Origin of the sequence: Hymenobacter arizonensis, assembly GCF_900115775.1 — a bacterium.
GTDB lineage: Bacteria > Bacteroidota > Bacteroidia > Cytophagales > Hymenobacteraceae > Hymenobacter > Hymenobacter arizonensis.
This window is the reverse complement of sequence record NZ_FOXS01000008.1, coordinates 242,264-256,766: the sequence shown is the minus strand read 5'-3', so window position 1 is coordinate 256,766 and position 14,503 is coordinate 242,264. Positions and strand designations below refer to the sequence as shown.

The 14,503-nt window shown below is 61.8% G+C and carries 16 protein-coding genes; 6 read left to right on the top strand and 10 right to left on the bottom strand.

Annotation, left to right across the window (positions count from 1 at the left end; genetic code table 11):
• The 3 genes from BMZ66_RS22455 to BMZ66_RS22445 all read right to left on the bottom strand — a co-directional run.
• A partial coding sequence (locus BMZ66_RS22455) for a bestrophin family protein (protein WP_092678615.1) occupies nt 1-778 on the bottom strand: 778 nt, incomplete at its 3' end.
• Between the two features lie 71 nt (nt 779-849).
• Nucleotides 850-1,461, bottom strand: a complete 612-nt coding sequence (locus BMZ66_RS22450; protein ID WP_092678614.1) for a hypothetical protein — start codon at nt 1,459-1,461, stop codon at nt 850-852.
• A 76-nt stretch (nt 1,462-1,537) separates the two neighbouring features.
• Nucleotides 1,538-2,068 (bottom strand): hypothetical protein, encoded by a 531-nt coding sequence (locus BMZ66_RS22445; protein ID WP_092678613.1) that lies wholly within the window; start codon nt 2,066-2,068, stop codon nt 1,538-1,540.
• A 165-nt stretch (nt 2,069-2,233) separates the two neighbouring features.
• Here BMZ66_RS22445 and BMZ66_RS22440 point away from each other — a divergent pair, with 165 nt between their 5' ends.
• The 4 genes from BMZ66_RS22440 (at nt 2,234) to BMZ66_RS22425 (ending at nt 5,727) form a co-directional block, all read left to right on the top strand.
• Nucleotides 2,234-2,473, top strand: coding sequence for a hypothetical protein (locus tag BMZ66_RS22440; RefSeq protein ID WP_092678612.1), 240 nt, complete (start codon nt 2,234-2,236; stop codon nt 2,471-2,473).
• Complete coding sequence (locus tag BMZ66_RS22435; RefSeq protein ID WP_143080368.1) at nt 2,373-3,167, top strand: BLUF domain-containing protein; 795 nt, start codon at nt 2,373-2,375, stop codon at nt 3,165-3,167. Before BMZ66_RS22440 ends, BMZ66_RS22435 begins: the two co-directional genes overlap by 101 nt.
• 152 nt (nt 3,168-3,319) lie before the next feature.
• Complete coding sequence (locus BMZ66_RS22430) at nt 3,320-4,126, top strand: AraC family transcriptional regulator (RefSeq protein WP_092678610.1); 807 nt, start codon at nt 3,320-3,322, stop codon at nt 4,124-4,126.
• Nucleotides 4,127-4,314: 188 nt separating this feature from the next.
• The gene (locus BMZ66_RS22425; RefSeq protein WP_092678609.1) at nt 4,315-5,727 is read left to right on the top strand and encodes a C45 family peptidase; all 1,413 of its coding nucleotides are present in this window, start codon (nt 4,315-4,317) and stop codon (nt 5,725-5,727) included.
• A gap of 405 nt (nt 5,728-6,132) precedes the next feature.
• Here the strand turns inward: BMZ66_RS22425 and BMZ66_RS26505 are convergent, their stop codons facing one another.
• The 4 genes from BMZ66_RS26505 to BMZ66_RS22410 form a co-directional block, all read right to left on the bottom strand.
• Nucleotides 6,133-6,390: an SDR family oxidoreductase gene (locus BMZ66_RS26505; RefSeq protein ID WP_143080369.1), complete on the bottom strand. Its 258-nt coding sequence runs from the start codon at nt 6,388-6,390 to the stop codon at nt 6,133-6,135.
• Nucleotides 6,391-6,515: 125 nt separating this feature from the next.
• Nucleotides 6,516-7,754, bottom strand: a complete 1,239-nt coding sequence (locus tag BMZ66_RS22420) for a family 1 glycosylhydrolase (RefSeq protein WP_092678608.1) — start codon at nt 7,752-7,754, stop codon at nt 6,516-6,518.
• Nucleotides 7,755-7,906: 152 nt separating this feature from the next.
• Complete coding sequence (locus BMZ66_RS22415) at nt 7,907-8,815, bottom strand: helix-turn-helix domain-containing protein (protein WP_092678607.1); 909 nt, start codon at nt 8,813-8,815, stop codon at nt 7,907-7,909.
• Nucleotides 8,812-9,786, bottom strand: coding sequence for an NADP-dependent oxidoreductase (locus BMZ66_RS22410; protein ID WP_092678606.1), 975 nt, complete (start codon nt 9,784-9,786; stop codon nt 8,812-8,814). The genes BMZ66_RS22415 and BMZ66_RS22410 overlap by 4 nt, the downstream gene beginning before the upstream one ends.
• A gap of 188 nt (nt 9,787-9,974) precedes the next feature.
• Here BMZ66_RS22410 and BMZ66_RS22405 point away from each other — a divergent pair, with 188 nt between their 5' ends.
• Nucleotides 9,975-10,406 carry a (R)-mandelonitrile lyase gene (locus BMZ66_RS22405; protein WP_092678605.1) on the top strand — a complete coding sequence of 144 codons (432 nt, stop codon included), beginning with the start codon at nt 9,975-9,977 and terminating at the stop codon, nt 10,404-10,406.
• Between the two features lie 151 nt (nt 10,407-10,557).
• Here the strand turns inward: BMZ66_RS22405 and BMZ66_RS22400 are convergent, their stop codons facing one another.
• Both BMZ66_RS22400 and BMZ66_RS22395 read right to left on the bottom strand, forming a co-directional pair.
• Nucleotides 10,558-11,163 (bottom strand): energy transducer TonB, encoded by a 606-nt coding sequence (locus BMZ66_RS22400; protein WP_092678604.1) that lies wholly within the window; start codon nt 11,161-11,163, stop codon nt 10,558-10,560.
• 194 nt (nt 11,164-11,357) lie between these two features.
• The gene (locus BMZ66_RS22395) at nt 11,358-11,798 is read right to left on the bottom strand and encodes a contact-dependent growth inhibition system immunity protein (protein ID WP_092678603.1); all 441 of its coding nucleotides are present in this window, start codon (nt 11,796-11,798) and stop codon (nt 11,358-11,360) included.
• A 60-nt stretch (nt 11,799-11,858) separates the two neighbouring features.
• Between BMZ66_RS22395 and BMZ66_RS22390 the strand changes: the two genes are divergently transcribed.
• Nucleotides 11,859-12,386 (top strand): hypothetical protein, encoded by a 528-nt coding sequence (locus BMZ66_RS22390; protein WP_092678602.1) that lies wholly within the window; start codon nt 11,859-11,861, stop codon nt 12,384-12,386.
• Between the two features lie 529 nt (nt 12,387-12,915).
• Here BMZ66_RS22390 and BMZ66_RS22380 read toward each other — a convergent pair.
• Nucleotides 12,916-14,457, bottom strand: coding sequence for a T9SS type A sorting domain-containing protein (locus BMZ66_RS22380; protein ID WP_092678600.1), 1,542 nt, complete (start codon nt 14,455-14,457; stop codon nt 12,916-12,918).
• Nucleotides 14,458-14,503: the final 46 nt, after the last annotated feature.

The window sequence follows — 14,503 nt, the reverse complement described above, 5'->3', positions numbered from 1 at the left end:
TGCTGAAGGGGTCCTGCATGTAGCGGGCGGTGCGCTCGACCAGGAAGAAGGTGACGGCGAACATGAGCAGAATGGGCAGTTCCACCAGGCCGTTGATTTCGACCAGGCTCAGCGACAACGTCCCCAGAAACAGGTAGATCAGAAAATGCACCAGCCGCCGGTAGTTGGTGGGGAACACCGTGCTTTTGATGCGTTCGGCCCGCCCCATCGCGTCGCACAGGCGCACCAGCGTGGCGTCGAGCTGCACCTGCTGGAAGGGGTTGATGGCTTCTTGCTCGTACCAGCCCTGGATTTGCGCGGTGTGCAGCGCCAAAAGCGCCAACGGCTTATTGGCGTGGCGCTCGGCGTAGGCCCGCTCGTGCGCCGGCAGGTAGCGGGCCAGCGTGGCCAGCGGGTCCTGGCCCCGCAGGGCCTCGCCCAGGGCGTAGCACCACGCCATCTGCCGGTACGCCAGGCCGCGCAACGCCCCCGGCACCGCGTGCTCCTTCTTCACAAAGCTGCGCACCTGCAGCACCAGCGAGCGCGAATCGTTGACGATGGCGCCCCACACCTTGCGCGCCTCCCACCAGCGGTCGTACGACTGGCTGATGGTGAAGGCCAACAGCAGCGAAATCGAACTGCCCAGAATGGCCGGCAAGGACAGCGGAATGGGGGGCAAGTACTGCCCCACGAACACCTTGAGCACCTGAAAGACCACCGAGATGAGCAGCAACACCGCCACATCGGGCAGAATTTGTCGTAGAATAAAGCGAGCGGGCAGCTTGGCGTCAAGCAACATGGGCAGGGCGAAGAACGGTAAATCCTACCTGTACGTGCCCAAACGGGCAGCAGCCCAAACGAGGGTATGTTTTAAAAATCAAGCTTTTTAGGGTCATACCCGGGGCGTAGTATTGGTTTGCTTCCCCGGGGAGCATGCAAGTCAATAATATGTGGGGGAACCCTATTCCGTATTGCCCTGAATTTAGCCGTAGCCGGAGTAAAAAGCTCTCCCCCTTTGAAATAGCCCTTAAATTTCACAAAGTTTGGTTCTTTTTGGAAATTCCATCCCAAAAACTCTACGTAGTCGGCGAGGCGGCCTTGGTACATGAAGACCAGTAGATTATCATCATCGTCGACGTACGTATCACCGGGCCAAGGCGTGCCAATGGCGCGCGTAATACGCTCCGGCCCAGTGGTGCTCGTGAACATATAGAGCGTATCCCACGGAATGTCTACAATTCTAGCCATATCCACGGTGATGCTGTCGCCCACGGGCCGGTCCTCGACCGCGCGTATCGCTTGCACGACCTGCTGCTTTAGCCGCTGATTTTCCGGGGGAAGTCCGCCACAACCCGTTAGCAGGAACAACCCACACCCGGTGGCCATGCCCTGTCCCACCCTTCGGGGAGAGAAGTGAAAAGAGGCAACGGTACCGAACACCAAGGCAAGCAGGCAATAGGAGAGCACGTGTGGCAGGAGCATGGCTCAAAGAAAAAGGGAACCACCGACATCTGCGTGGCTGGGCTAACCACCGCATCAAGTTCACCTAAACGGTCGGTTAGCGGGGCCACTGGTTTCGGCGGCGGTGCCATTCGGTCCAGAAGAGCTCGTAGCCTTCCGCATCCTCGGCATCCGCGGGCACTTCCTTGGGCGCGCTGCGCTGGTAAAAGGCTTCGACTTCGTCGGCAAACGCAAGCACTTGCGCCCGATACGCCGCGAAGGGCAGCCGGACCGCCTCGCCCCCGGGGGCCGTGAGCTGGACCTGTTGGTCCCGGTGCTCGACCCACCAGTCGACGCCGCTCGGGCAGCCCAAAATCAGCACATTGTCGCTGGCGACGTCGGGCCACATGGTGAAGCCGCAACAGGGCAAGAGCTGGTCCCCAACCGGGAGCTCGGCCGTGTGGTCGCACGTCAGGGTGCGCAGCAGGAACAAGGCGGCCGCGCTCACCGTCCAGTTCGTGGTCTCATCGGAGAGCACGCGTTCGCCCAGCCGAGCCAGTACCGGACCGTGGGCGCACCGGTCTTCTGCGGCCGGCAGGGTATCGAGCCAGTGCAGGCCCAGCAGGCGCAATAAGAAAGGCTGTTCCATCAAGGCGGATAGCGGCTGCCAAAGGTTCGGATATAGTGGCGCAAGGTCGCCTTTTCATCCCGAACCACGGGTGCTTTAACGCACGTCGTTCAAAAAACGAGGGTTATTGACTTTTCCTTGTTTTATTCCCTCGGTAACGGCCCCTTTATGCTTACCTTGACGCCGATGACAAGCGCCCTCCAGCAACTGGTCCCGTTCCTGGGCGAGGAGTACCAGGCCACGGTGGTGCTGGGCGCCCCGAACGAAATCGCGGTGGTGCGCGGCGGGCGCTGCGTGGCCGCCATTGCGCTTACCGTGGCCGAGTTTGGGGTCCTCGTGCGGGCCGTGCCGGTCCCCCAGCAGTACCGGCCGGTCCGCGAGTTGCACCGGGCGCTGCACCTCGACCGGCTCCGCCACCGGCCCTGAGCCCCTGCCCGGGGGAGCGGGGCGGTTTAAGCGCCGGGCCCCCGGTGGCACCGGTCCCCTTTGCGTAGTTATTCGGGCCCATTTACGGGTAACTCGCCGGCCCCGGGCGCGCGTACACGTTCCCATGACCGACCCCGAGTCCCTCTCCGCCGCGCAACGCCGCCGCCTCGTGGCCATGGCCGTGGCCCTGACGGCGGGCACGCGCCTGGCGCCGGCCGCCTACGAACGCCGCTTGCTCGCCGACTTCGAGGCGGGGGAATTGACCTTCGCGCAGCTGGAGGACCTGCTGGACCGGCGCGTGCACCAGGTGCTTTACCACAGCCGGTTCGCGGCGCCGTGGGGGGAAGCCGACTTGGTGGCCCTGCTGGAATGGTCGCGGGCGCACAACGCCGCCCGCGGCATCACGGGGCTCTTGCTCTGCAGCGACGGCTGCTTCGTGCAGGTGCTCGAGGGCGCGGAAGCAGCGGTCAGTGACCTGTACGCCCGGATTCAGCGCGCCCCCCGCCACCGCGACGTGGTGACGGTGCGCCAGGGCTTGGGGCCCCGGCGCTTTGCCGGGTGGGACATGGGCTTCGGCTACGTGCAGTCCCCCGAAATGCAGCACGCCCTGGCCGCTCTGGACGCGCCGGGGCCGCGCCTCGCGCCCGGGGTGAGCGACCCGCAACTGCGGGCCCTGCTCGACGCGTTTGAGTAAGCCGGCGGAAGCCGGCCTGAGCCGTTTGAGACGGGGGACGGGCATACATTCCCTGCCCCAAACGGCTCGGGCCGGCGTTTAGCCAAACGGTGATTTAAGCAGGTTATGCAGCTGCCCGTTTGCCTATTGTACCCACCTTTTAACCAACGCCAATGTCCTTCATCTACCGCGAACAGTATGCCACGGCCCCGCTGACCGACGTGGTGCGCAAGGTCTGGGTCATGGACAACGCGCGTAATCCGCAGCCCTTTAGCAGTAAAACCGTACTTCCCAATGGCTGCTTTAACCTCGCGCTGGTGACCGGAGCCGGCCTGGACGTGCGCAACCGGCGGGGGCCCCTGGCCATGTCCGAAGGAATCTATTTTTGCGGACAGGCGCGGCTCAGCGTCGATACGACCATCCGGCCGTTTACCTCGGTGACGATGGTGCAGCTGCACCCGTGGGGCCCGGCCCGCCTCACCACGGCCTCGTTCGCCGATACGGCCGATGCGATTGTGCCATTGGCCGCTGTGTTGCCGGCGCTGCACGAGCTTCTGACAACCTGTTTGGGGCAACCGGAGACCGCGGTGCTGGCGTTCCTTCAAACCCACCTGCCACCCCTGATTGCCACCGACCTGCCCCTGCTGCGCCAAGCCTGCCTGCGTTGGCAGCACACCAACGGCACACTGGCTGTGCTAGAGCTAGCGCAAGAAGTGGGGTGCTCTATCCGGTCGCTCGAAAAGCAGTTTCGGCACGCGCTCGGCCTCACCCCAAAAGCGTTTGCGACGGTGCTGCGGGTGCGCGGGGTGGTGGACGCGCTGCAACGCCCGCACGCGTCCCCCTTGGCGCAACTGGCCTTGGAGTACGGGTTCTACGACCAAGCCCATTTTATTAACGCGTTTCGTAAAATGGTGCAACGCACCCCGGGGCAGTTCGTTCCGGCGGAGTACATGCTGCCGTTGATGGGCACTGGTTATTAAGGGGCACGCAATCGGTGCGCATTTTTCCAATCCTTCGGCCACCGAACCGACCTAGGTTTGTCGCGTCGTTACTTGTTGGTTGCCGCAGCGGTGGATGGCGGGGGTAACTAGCAGGCCAGTGGCACTGTTGAGCCATCACTCGTGACCCCGGCAAGGCGTTGACCATCCTTGCCTTCTTCAACCCTCCTATGAGAATACCCCTGCTGCTGCTGCTGCTCCTGCTCTTTTTGCCTGCAATCAGGGCCAGTGCCTGCACCATCGTTTCGGGAACAGACCGGAAGGGCCAGACGTGGGCCATGAACAACGAAGATTTCCTGCACACTTCGTCCACGTGCGTGAACGTCTTTCCCGCCAAGGAGAAGAACACGCTGGGCTACATCACCTTCACCTACGGCTCCCCGGAGAGCAGCGTGCAAGGGGGGGCGAATGCGGCCGGACTATTTTTCGACATCAACGCGTTGCCTCCGCCGCAGCAATACAAGCTGAGCACCGGCAAAAAGCCTTTTCCCCACGGCAACATGCTTGAATACATGCTCCAGCACTGTCAATCGGTGCCGGAGTTTTTGGCCCTGTGGGAAACGTACTACTTACCGGACCTGGGGGACCAAATTCATGTCGCCGATAAGTACGGCAACCTCGCCGTGATCGCCCCCGATACCATTGTCCGGGCGACCCAGCAGCTCACGTCGACGAATTTCAACGTGTGCGACACCGGCCCCCAAAAGCAGCGCTGCTGGCGCTACCCCATTGCGCAGCAGGTCTTGTCCACCGGCGGCATCAGCCACGCGAACCTGGTGAAGCTGGCGGACGCCACCTCCTGGCGAGAATTTACGACGACGGTCTACACCAACATTCACAATCTCTCCACGGGAGACATCTGGTTTTACCTGGCCGAAGACTTCCAAACGCCGTGGCGCACGAACATTCAGACCTTGCTCAAGGGCGGCAAACGCAGTATTTTATTGACGAGCCAGTTCCCGCAAAACGCGGGCGTGCGGCTCACCCAGGTGCTGACCAACCACGGCACCGCAAAGGCGGTGAGTGCTTTTCTGCAAGCGGGCCGGTTTAGCGAGGCGCAAAAAGAATCGATGCTCCGACTGACTTTTCTGCACCAGTTCTACATCGAGAAAGCGTTTGCGAAAGCCAGCCTGCTATTCCCCCTGTGGGAACGCTACCTGCCCACGAACAAGAAGGTGGACGGCACGGAGGTGCAGTTTACGAAAGCCGAGGTCTTGGCCACGCAGGGCAAGAAGGCCGAAGCGATCCGCGTGTTGGAAGCGGTACAAACGCCGAACTGGAAGACGGACGCGCTCTTGGCGAATTTACGCAATACGGCGCAGCCCAACGTGGTGCTCCACTTGAATGGCTTCTTGAACGCAAAGGCGGTCGTCGCGGAGGTCAAAGGCCACTACAACTTCTACTACTTCCTGCACAAGACACCGGCGGGATGGGCCCTGCGGTTAAAGTCCGACCAGACCGAACTGAAGTACTGCTTTTACGTCGACGGCAAGCGAACCGTCGACCCGGCCCAACCCGTCGTGGAAAAGCAAGAAACGGTCAAAGGCGATTTCGCGGCCTTTAACGTGTGGCGATTGAAATAGCCATTCGACTTGCCCAACACGCGTTGCCAAACCTCTTTTTTGGCACGCGGTGGCTTGGCCAGCGTTATCGGGGCCTTCCCTGGCCCAGGCAGCTGCGGTTGCAGGTGCCTGAGCTGCTTGTTTTATAGCAGCAGCAGTTCCTCAATTCGTTAAGAATGTTTATCCGACTCGCCTAGGAATCCGTGCCGTTTTCGGCTTCCGTCCGGGGCGCAGCCCGCGTGGTACCTTGCCGGGGACCACGTTCCGTTTGGGGTGTCTACGAAACTCATTCACGAGTTTCGGAAACGTTGCATCGCAGACAAGTTTTTAAACTTGCGCTGCGCTGGAACCTGGTGTTGAACAGTTGCTAGATGTTCAGCTAAAGGAGCCAAATACTAAACGATGTCGACCGACGGAACTTCTGCCTTAAGATTCGTTCTGCCGGAAGCGACGCTTTGCAGCGCGTAGCGGCAAGACAAGCCACCATGTCGAGGCGACCGAAGCGGGCCAGCGTGCTGGCGACGGTCGCCACCACGTCATCCTCCACGCCTCCGTCGCCCACACGTCGGGCGCGCCGGCCTGGGGCACCAGGTCGGCGGCGTGGGTGAGCTTGTCTTCGTGGCGTCCCACCAGCACGAGGCGGGCGCCTTCGGCCGCCAGGCGTTGGGCGATGGCTAAGCCAATGCCTCCGAGGCTCTACTGACAATGGCTACTTTACCTTGAAACTGCATGGGCAAGTGAGTGAAGGAGGTGAATGGATAAGCGGCCGCCCGCAGCGGGGGGTGCCCCGACGGCGGACGTTTTTACTTTTAGAAAGCACCAGCAGGCCTATCCGCGGGCGTCTCGTAGGGTTCTTGCGTGAAAAGACGCTGCGTTGGCAGCACGTGCTGCCAGTCCTGAATGATTTGCTTAAAAGCGGTGCCCACCGGCCGGATGTTACCGTCCAGGTCGTAGAGCCCCAGCGGATTTACGGTGCCGTTGTTTTCGCGCAGGGCCGAGTCCCAGTCGACCTGGTCGGTGAGCGAGTACCACGTAAAGCCGATGAGGGGCACGCCGTCGTAGCGGGTGCGCAGCACGTTGGCCCACTGCTTCCAAAGCCACTGCACGGCCTCGTCGCCGTTGGGGCCCTGGGCAAAGTTGGTTTCGGTGTGCATCACGGGCAAATAGTAGCGCTCGTGGTACTGCTTGGTGATGAGGTAGTAGCCGTACACCTCGCCCGAGGGCCGGATGGTGCCACCGGCGGCCACGCGGTGCTCGTTCGTGTTGTAGTAGTCGTTGCCCATCACGCAGCGCTCCTTGACCTTGTTGTGCAGGAAGAAGTGGTACTCCTCCCGGGTCATGCCGTTGTCGAGCAGGTACTCGTACATGCCCGAGTCCACGCGGTGGCCGTAATTTAAGTCCAGCGAGAGAAACCGTTTGTAGTTCAGGACTTCGGCCAACTTCACGGCCTGGATGTTCTCGGCGTGGTGGTACTCGCTGCTTTCGCTCTGGATGAAGATGGCGTCGGCCCGTACTTCCAAAATGGCGTGCATGGCCAGCACGTTGGCCTTGACCAAGTACTTGAGCGCCGTCACGAAGGCCTGGTCGTTGGTGAGTTGCTCGTTCCACCAGCCCAGTAGGGCCGAGAACTTGGCGCACACGTAAATCTCGTTGACCGGCGTGTAGAACTGAACCCAGGGAAAGCGCCGGGCGAAGGCGCGGGCGTAGTCGGCAAACAGGGCCGGGAAGTCGGGGTTCTGAAAGTTGCCCAGCCAGTCCGGTACCCCGAAGTGGCACAGGTCCACGATGGGAGCAATGCCACGCTGGCGCAGTTCGGCAAAGGTCTCGTCGGCAAACGACCAATCGTACTGGCCGGGTCCGCGCCACGTAGTGTGAATGGGTGGACCGTAGCGCAGAAACTGAATGCCCAGTTCCTGCACGCAGTCAAAATCCCGGCGCCAGTGCTGGTAGTGTCCGCACTTGGCCAGTTCGTCAACGCGCACCCGGCCCTGGTCGATAGTCGGATTGCTGTTCTCGATGCCCGTAGCAAATAAGAAAGGAAAGGCCATAAGAACAGGAAACGAGGTAAAAAGGAAGCGGAACCTTGGTCGTGCTGGGAGTCAGCTCATGCCGCCGTAAGGCTAGCCACCGAATGCTGGCACAAGCCCATCAGGCAATGGCGGGCAACCGGGTGGCTTCTTGGGAGTGGGGCCCTCTTTGGTCAATTAAAAGAGGCTCTGAATTCCTGCGGCGACAAGTTCGTCTTGGTTTTGAATAGCTTGCTGAACGAAGGCACGTGCTCAAACCCCAGCTGGTAGGCAATTTCGCTGACGGTCAGCGTGGTGGTCGATAATTTTTCCTTGGCTTTGGCGATGAGCCGGGCGTGGATGTGCTGCTGGGTGTTTTGCCCGGTGACCATGCGCAGCAGGTTGCTGAGGTACTTGGGCGACAGATGGAGGCACTCGGCCACGTACTGCACGGTCGGCAAGCCGGTTTCGAGGACATTATCGCGGTTGAAGTAGTCGTGCAGCAGCGTTTCTACCCGCTCGAGCACCTCGTGGTTGGCCTTTTCGCGGGTAAGGAACTGGCGATGGTAAAACCGGTCGGCGTACTGCAGCAGGCTTTCCAGGTGCGAGACGATAATCGGCTTGCTGAACCGGTCGATGTTGGACACATACTCCTGCTGCATGGCGAAAATGATGCTCAGGATGGTCGCTTCCTCTTTCGAGGAAAGGAACAGGCTCTCTTTGAGCGAATAATCCCAGAAGTCGTACTGCGGGATGGTCTTGGCCAGCGGCGTGTTCCAGATAAAATCCGGATGGAGGTAGACCACCCACCCGGATTTTTCTATTTTCTGGGCCGGGTCGGCCACGGCGAGGCTAAACACCTGGTTGGGGGCCATGAACGAGAGCACGCCTTCGTTGAAGTCAAACGGGTGCTGCCCGTACTGCCCGCGGACGTTGTGCAGGCGCTTGACCCCAATGGAGTAGAAATCAAAGACCATGCTCGTGGGCTCCTCGCCCTCCCGGGGCGGCAAAGTGCCTACGTCCACGACGCTGAGCAGCGGGTGCTCGGGCGGCGGCAGCTGCAAAAACGCGTGGAATTCGCCGATGGTGGTAAAGCGCCTCATGCCGGCTCGTCGTCTTTTCGTACTTCCAGCACCAATTTGCCCCGTACGGGCCCCGTCGGACTTTCGCGGTGGGCGTCGGCTACTTGCGCTAGCGGCAAAACCTGGCCGACCAACACCTGCACCCGGCCCGCGTCAATGAGCTGGGCCATTTCTTGCAGCCACGCTTGCCGGGGCTGGTTGGCCGATAGCTCGCCCGTGGCCTGCTGCTTCGCCAGCGCCGTGTGCACTGCCTCGTCGAAGGCAAAATCGGTGTTGACGCTGACAAAAATGCCACCCTGCTTCAACACACTGATGGCTTTCACCCGCTCGGCGTTGTCGCGCACCGAGGAGGCTTCCAGCACCATGTCCACGTCGCGCACCAGGTCTTCCACCGCTTGGCCCCGGTAGTCCAGCACCTCGTCGGCCCCCAGCTGCCGGACGTAGTCCAGCTCGCCGGCCGACGCGGTGCCGATGAGGTAGGCGCCCTTGGCTTTGGCAAACTGCACGGCCAGGCTGCCGACCCCGCCCGAGGCCCCCTGAATGAGCACGCGTTGACCGGCTTGCAGCTTCCCGAACTCAAAGAGGGCCGTCCAGGCCGTCAAGCCAGCCAGCGGTACGGCGGCCGCCTCGGTGAAGCCGAGGCTGGTGGGCTTTAAGGCAAACTGGCTGGCTTTGGCCGCGCAGAACTCCGCGTAGCTGCCGTTGCCGGGAAAGTTGGGCACCCCAAACACGGCATCGCCGGGTTGAAACCCGGTCACCTCGCGGCCCACCGCTTCCACCACGCCGGCCGCGTCCCAGCCCAGGGTCATCGGCAAGGTTAACATATATTTCAGGGCGGCGCTGCTGCCTTCCCGCACCACCCGGTCCACCGGGTTGACGCCGCTGGCGTACACCTTAACTAGGATTTCGTCGGCCGCCGGCACTGGCCGCGCTACTTCTTCCAGTTGCAGGACCTCGGGTCCGCCAAAGGCATGGATTCTAATTGCTTTCATAAGGAAGAAATTTCCGGGTTGATGACCCTGCAAAGGTCGCCCGGGCCGGGCCGGCAGAATTAGCCAAACTGCCAGTTGTGTTAGCCAAAACGCTTCGTCCTTTTGGCTAACACAACTGGCAGTTTGGCTAACGCTCGTTTTCACGGAAAGAAGACCTTTGTCTTATCAACTAACCGAAAACCATTCTAATGAAAGCACTTAGTATTTACCCACGGGGCAGCTTGCCGCCCCGCCAGGCCCCCGAGCAGAACTTCACCGGCGACGTCGCCATCACCGACTACTTTGAGCGCCCCGCGCCGAGCCGGTTGGTCAGCGCCACGGTCACTTTCGCCCCCGGCGCCCGTACGCCCTGGAAAGTCAACCCGCTCGGGCAGACGCTGCTGGTGACCCACGGCGTCGGGTGGGCGCAAGGCGAGGGCGAGGCAGTGGTCGAGATTCGCGCCGGCGACATCGTCTGGTGTCCGCCCGGGCAGCGGCACTGGGACGGCGCCACGCCCGAACATGCCCTGACCTACATCGCCCTGCAGGAGGCCCAGGACGGTCGGGGTGTCGTGTTTGGGGAACGGGTGACGGACGAAGAGTACCGCCAGGGGCCGTCCAGCGCCTCGTCGCAGCACTGACGGGCGCGCGAACGGCGGCGTTGCTGGCCGAATCAACGTAAAGCAACCCCTCCGCCGGGAGGGGCCTGACGAGTTCACAAAAACGGTATAAAAGCCAGACGCCTGTAACAGGTGCTACAGGCGTTTGGCTTGGTTAACAAGTGCTTCGGGCTTAGGATTTCACCTGCACCGGAATCGTCAGCTTCACGGGCACCGCCGTCCCCGCCACCTGGCCGGGGGACAGGCGCGGCAAGCGCTGAATGGCCGCCAGGACCGCGGCGTTAATCGCCGCGTCCGGGCCGTCCACTATTTTGGCGTGCTGCACCTTCCCGTCGGCATCAATGGTGAGCAGGGCGTACACACGCGTTTCCGAGCGGGGCGTCGCCTGCGTTCCCGGTGCGCTCGCCAGTTGCTGTTCGACGGCCTCAACGAGCGCCCCCATCCCGCCACCGGACGCCAGGGCGGGCAATTCCTCTACAGCACCTGCGGCCGAGGTTACGACGACGAAGCCGCGGTGGGGCGCCGCCGCATCAATTTTATCAATGCGCATCCGGTCCGGCTGGCGACCCGTTACCCGAGCGACGGAATCCGCTTCGCGCAGCTGCCTGGACACAACTTTCGCGAGCGTCGCACTCCGCCCGCCATCCAGGGCCGTTTGTAAAGGCGTTTGCGCCAAAGCAGTCCGGCTCGTGCACAGCAAGCCCGTGGCCACAAGAAGCCCGCAAAGGAACCGACGCGGCGATTTAACAACGGTGCGCTGGATGGCTATATAGATCATGATTACTAGCTTAAGTGTCGTTTTTTTGCTTTCTAATTTCCCAGGTAAAAAGCCTGCTGACTCTTCGTACCCAAGGTACTACGCCTCGTTGTTTTTTAGCTTCAAAAGATTAGAGAGATGCTTTTCGCCACCCGAACGCCGGTTTGGTTGGCTCTCAGTGACAAACTACTTCAGAGTTTAACTAAACGGTCCCATTAGTTGGCTCCTGATTTCGCAAAATCATTGAACCGGTTCGCCATTTCTACCCTCATATCTTCTGGCCACTCAAAAGTTTGAAGGCGTTCTTTTTGCTGGTTGTACAGGTCAATCAGGGTGCGCTTTTCGTGGGCATGGCTCGCCCAGTAAAGGGGGGAATCATTGATTTGCACGAGGGCGTTGAACAAATCCCCCTCGTAGTACTCGGCTTCGATAAACACATCGTTTTCGAGCACTTTCAGCGCCATCGGAACGAGGAATTCCAACGCCTCATTTTGGAGAATTAAAAATTTGAGCTCTTGGAGTTCCAGCTCCCCGATGGGTTTCTGGTGTAAGCGGTAATAGGTCCGGACGACGGTGGAATCCTCCGGGGTAGGGACGGGCTCGGTCCAGGTCCAGTCTCCCAGTTCACTGATGCTTTGGCGGAGAGGATTTTCCATGTGAGTAAACGGTCGAAAGGTAAACGCGGCAATTCAGTTTAAGGAGCGTTATTTTACGAGATGAAGCAACTGCTTTTTGTCTACATGTGCCTGGCGTGGTGCTTTGATGCGATGGCCCAATCTGCTGTCCCGCTGCCCTTGCGGCCCGCGTTCATCAATGTGAATGCAGCGGCCCACGGCCTCCCGGGGTATGATACGGTGGTCCGCTCCGGGGTACAGCAAATCCCCGGGCGCATGGCCTACGTGGGGCCGTACCGGGTGTGGGTGTCGGGGGCCGGTGAGGTGGCCACGCATGCCGTGGGAGTCCGAAATGCGCCGCACTTCGTGTATTCCCCTAGCAACGCGTTTGACTTTGCGGACTTTGCGCGTTGCTCCAGCGTGTACGGCAACAAAATCGTGTTTGTCAGCATCACCGACGGCTACGTGCAACCCCGGCGGTACCGGGTGGTGGAGATGTCGCTGGACCGCCAGGCCGTGGTCCGCCATTACCGCAGCCGCTCGCCGGTCTGCGCCACCTACTCTGCGGACGGCACCCAGATCGTGGTGGACGCGCAGGGGCGCCAACAGACAGTGCCTTCCGCCTATTAAACGCCCTTCGGCAAACCCCTGCTGCGACCCGACTACTCGAGCTCAGCCTCCTGTCCTTTGAGTCTACTGTAACGGTGCGTATAGCAAAACGAGGAGTTAGCTTCGCATGTCTTAACCAATGCAGCTATGCTACTGCCGGCTATCTTAATCTACTTATTGCCGCTGTTGCTTTTGGTGCTGGGTGTTAGGGCCTATAGGCGGACACATAATAGGTGGAAGCTCTATGCCATCCCTATTTATCTTAACATTTGCTTCTATGCCTTCTTTTTTGCCCCTATGTTTTTGGGAGGGTACTCAATGAATCGGAGCGAAATGCTTAAGTACGTTTATACTTGCTTATTCACTATGGCACTCACTACGGTTGTTTGGTGGGGGTTAATCCAATCTTTACGTGGAGCCGGGTGGATTTATAATCGATTGCGGCGCTGAGTCTGCAACCTATCTAAGTGTACAGCGAAAGGGTCCCAATCACCAAACGGGCTAACCGCGGCCGTTCCCGCCGGCGAGTGCCGGCCCCTGCAGCTTCGGCTTACCGCTTGAGGAGCTTGGCGCGGAAGGTTTGGGTGGCGAACGTCGCTTCGAGCTGGTAGAGCCCCGGGGCCAGGGAGGACACGTCGACGGGGGCGGAAAGCGCCTTGGCCACGTCCTGCTGGTGCACCCGGCGGCCGAGCGCGTCGTAGATCCGCAACCGGTAGGGTGCGAAGCAACTGCCCGGTACCTGCAGCTGAAACGCGCCGGCCGTGGGGTTGGGAAACGGCTGCAGCACCAGCGCTTCGCAGGGCTGCGGCTCCGGGCCGGTGCTTTCCAAGTTGTTGAAGGGGCTCTGCACCAGGTTGGGCAGGCCGCAACAGGTGTTGCCCCCGCCGGGAAACACGAACGCGCGGTACTGCACGTCGCAGGCAAAGCCCCGGCGGTTAGGGTAGTTGACGACGTAAAAGTTGCTTTGCCCGGGGGCCTGCGCCAGGGCCGGGTCGTCGTAGAGGCTGTTGGCGTAGAGCTTGCCGTCGGGCCCGAGCTGCAGGGGGTAAGCGCCCAGCGAGGTTTGCCGGTCGGTGCGAATGTTCGTGGCCGGGTTGTCCACGACGATGCTCATGCCCGAGGCGGCCACCGCCGCGTCGCTGCCCGCGGCCAGGTCGTACTGGCTGAGCACGTTGAACGCCCGCCCCCCCGGATGGCTGGGGCTCGGGGTGGTGCTGTAGTTTTCCACGTAGAGCTTGGAGTTGTCCGGCGAAAAGGACACCCCGCCCAGGCCGTTCAACGGGCCCAGCGGCCGGTAGTGGCTCAGCAGCCCCGTGCTGGCGTCGAAGTCGAAGAGGCTGAGCTGCGGCAAATCGGCCAGCGCGTAGGCGAGCCGCGCGCCGTTGGGGGACGCCTTCAAAAAGCCGTCGACGAACGGGAACCGCCCAGGGGCCCACGCGGGCTGGTCGGGCCCGATGCGCTGGGCGTGGGAAAAGGCCAGGCCCGCGCGCGTAAGCCGGTAGGCGTCGAACACGGGCGCGTCCCAGCGGCGGATGAGCACCCAGTAGTCCTGGCCGTTGGCGTGCGGCACGGCCGTGAACTGGTAGCCGTAGCCCCCGCCGGCGCGGCGGTTCTTCGTGCCGGCCACCACGTCCCCCAGGCCGTTTTGCAGGGCCAGGTCCACGAGCGAGTACGTGAGCTGGGTAGCGGGCGGGCCCACGGCCGGGTCGTCGCCCAGCGTGAAGACGTAGTACTGGCCGTCCTGGCCGGGGGCGGGCACGGCCAGGGCGGCCTGGGGCGCCCGGTTGAAGGCGCGGGGCGCCAGGGAATCGCCGTGGGGCATGGGCCGGTGGGCGCGGTTCCACAGGGTCGTGGCGTTGCCGTAGAAGCGCAGCTGCCCCGAGGCGGCGTCGGTGACCGTAAGGGCGGCGTGCCCATTGGCCGGCTGGGTGTTGCCGCTGTCTTCCACGGCCCGGACGGTGCCGTTGGCGAACACCAGCCCGGTGCGTTGCCCGAAGTACCACGTGCCGGACCCGGGTTGCGCCGTTGCCGCCAAGCTGCTCAGCCACAAGCCGGCCCCGAGAAAGGTTGCGACTAACCGTGGGACGTTCATAACGGGACGGGGTAACGACGAGGAAGACGTAGCGGTAACCGCCACG

What these genes read in the sequence shown, in the direction of transcription:
- BMZ66_RS22425 (WP_092678609.1), top strand. Translation starts at nt 4,315, where the DNA reads ATGAGAATACCCCTGCTGCTGCTGCTGCTCCTGCTCTTTTTGCCTGCA.
- BMZ66_RS22430 (WP_092678610.1), top strand. Translation starts at nt 3,320, where the DNA reads ATGTCCTTCATCTACCGCGAACAGTATGCCACGGCCCCGCTGACCGAC.
- BMZ66_RS22420 (WP_092678608.1), bottom strand. Translation starts at nt 7,754, where the DNA reads ATGGCCTTTCCTTTCTTATTTGCTACGGGCATCGAGAACAGCAATCCG.
- BMZ66_RS22380 (WP_092678600.1), bottom strand. Translation starts at nt 14,457, where the DNA reads ATGAACGTCCCACGGTTAGTCGCAACCTTTCTCGGGGCCGGCTTGTGG.
- BMZ66_RS22390 (WP_092678602.1), top strand. Translation starts at nt 11,859, where the DNA reads ATGAAGCAACTGCTTTTTGTCTACATGTGCCTGGCGTGGTGCTTTGAT.
- BMZ66_RS22445 (WP_092678613.1), bottom strand. Translation starts at nt 2,068, where the DNA reads ATGGAACAGCCTTTCTTATTGCGCCTGCTGGGCCTGCACTGGCTCGAT.
- BMZ66_RS22440 (WP_092678612.1), top strand. Translation starts at nt 2,234, where the DNA reads ATGACAAGCGCCCTCCAGCAACTGGTCCCGTTCCTGGGCGAGGAGTAC.
- BMZ66_RS22410 (WP_092678606.1), bottom strand. Translation starts at nt 9,786, where the DNA reads ATGAAAGCAATTAGAATCCATGCCTTTGGCGGACCCGAGGTCCTGCAA.
- BMZ66_RS22400 (WP_092678604.1), bottom strand. Translation starts at nt 11,163, where the DNA reads ATGATCTATATAGCCATCCAGCGCACCGTTGTTAAATCGCCGCGTCGG.
- BMZ66_RS22405 (WP_092678605.1), top strand. Translation starts at nt 9,975, where the DNA reads ATGAAAGCACTTAGTATTTACCCACGGGGCAGCTTGCCGCCCCGCCAG.
- BMZ66_RS22415 (WP_092678607.1), bottom strand. Translation starts at nt 8,815, where the DNA reads ATGAGGCGCTTTACCACCATCGGCGAATTCCACGCGTTTTTGCAGCTG.
- BMZ66_RS22395 (WP_092678603.1), bottom strand. Translation starts at nt 11,798, where the DNA reads ATGGAAAATCCTCTCCGCCAAAGCATCAGTGAACTGGGAGACTGGACC.
- BMZ66_RS22450 (WP_092678614.1), bottom strand. Translation starts at nt 1,461, where the DNA reads ATGCTCCTGCCACACGTGCTCTCCTATTGCCTGCTTGCCTTGGTGTTC.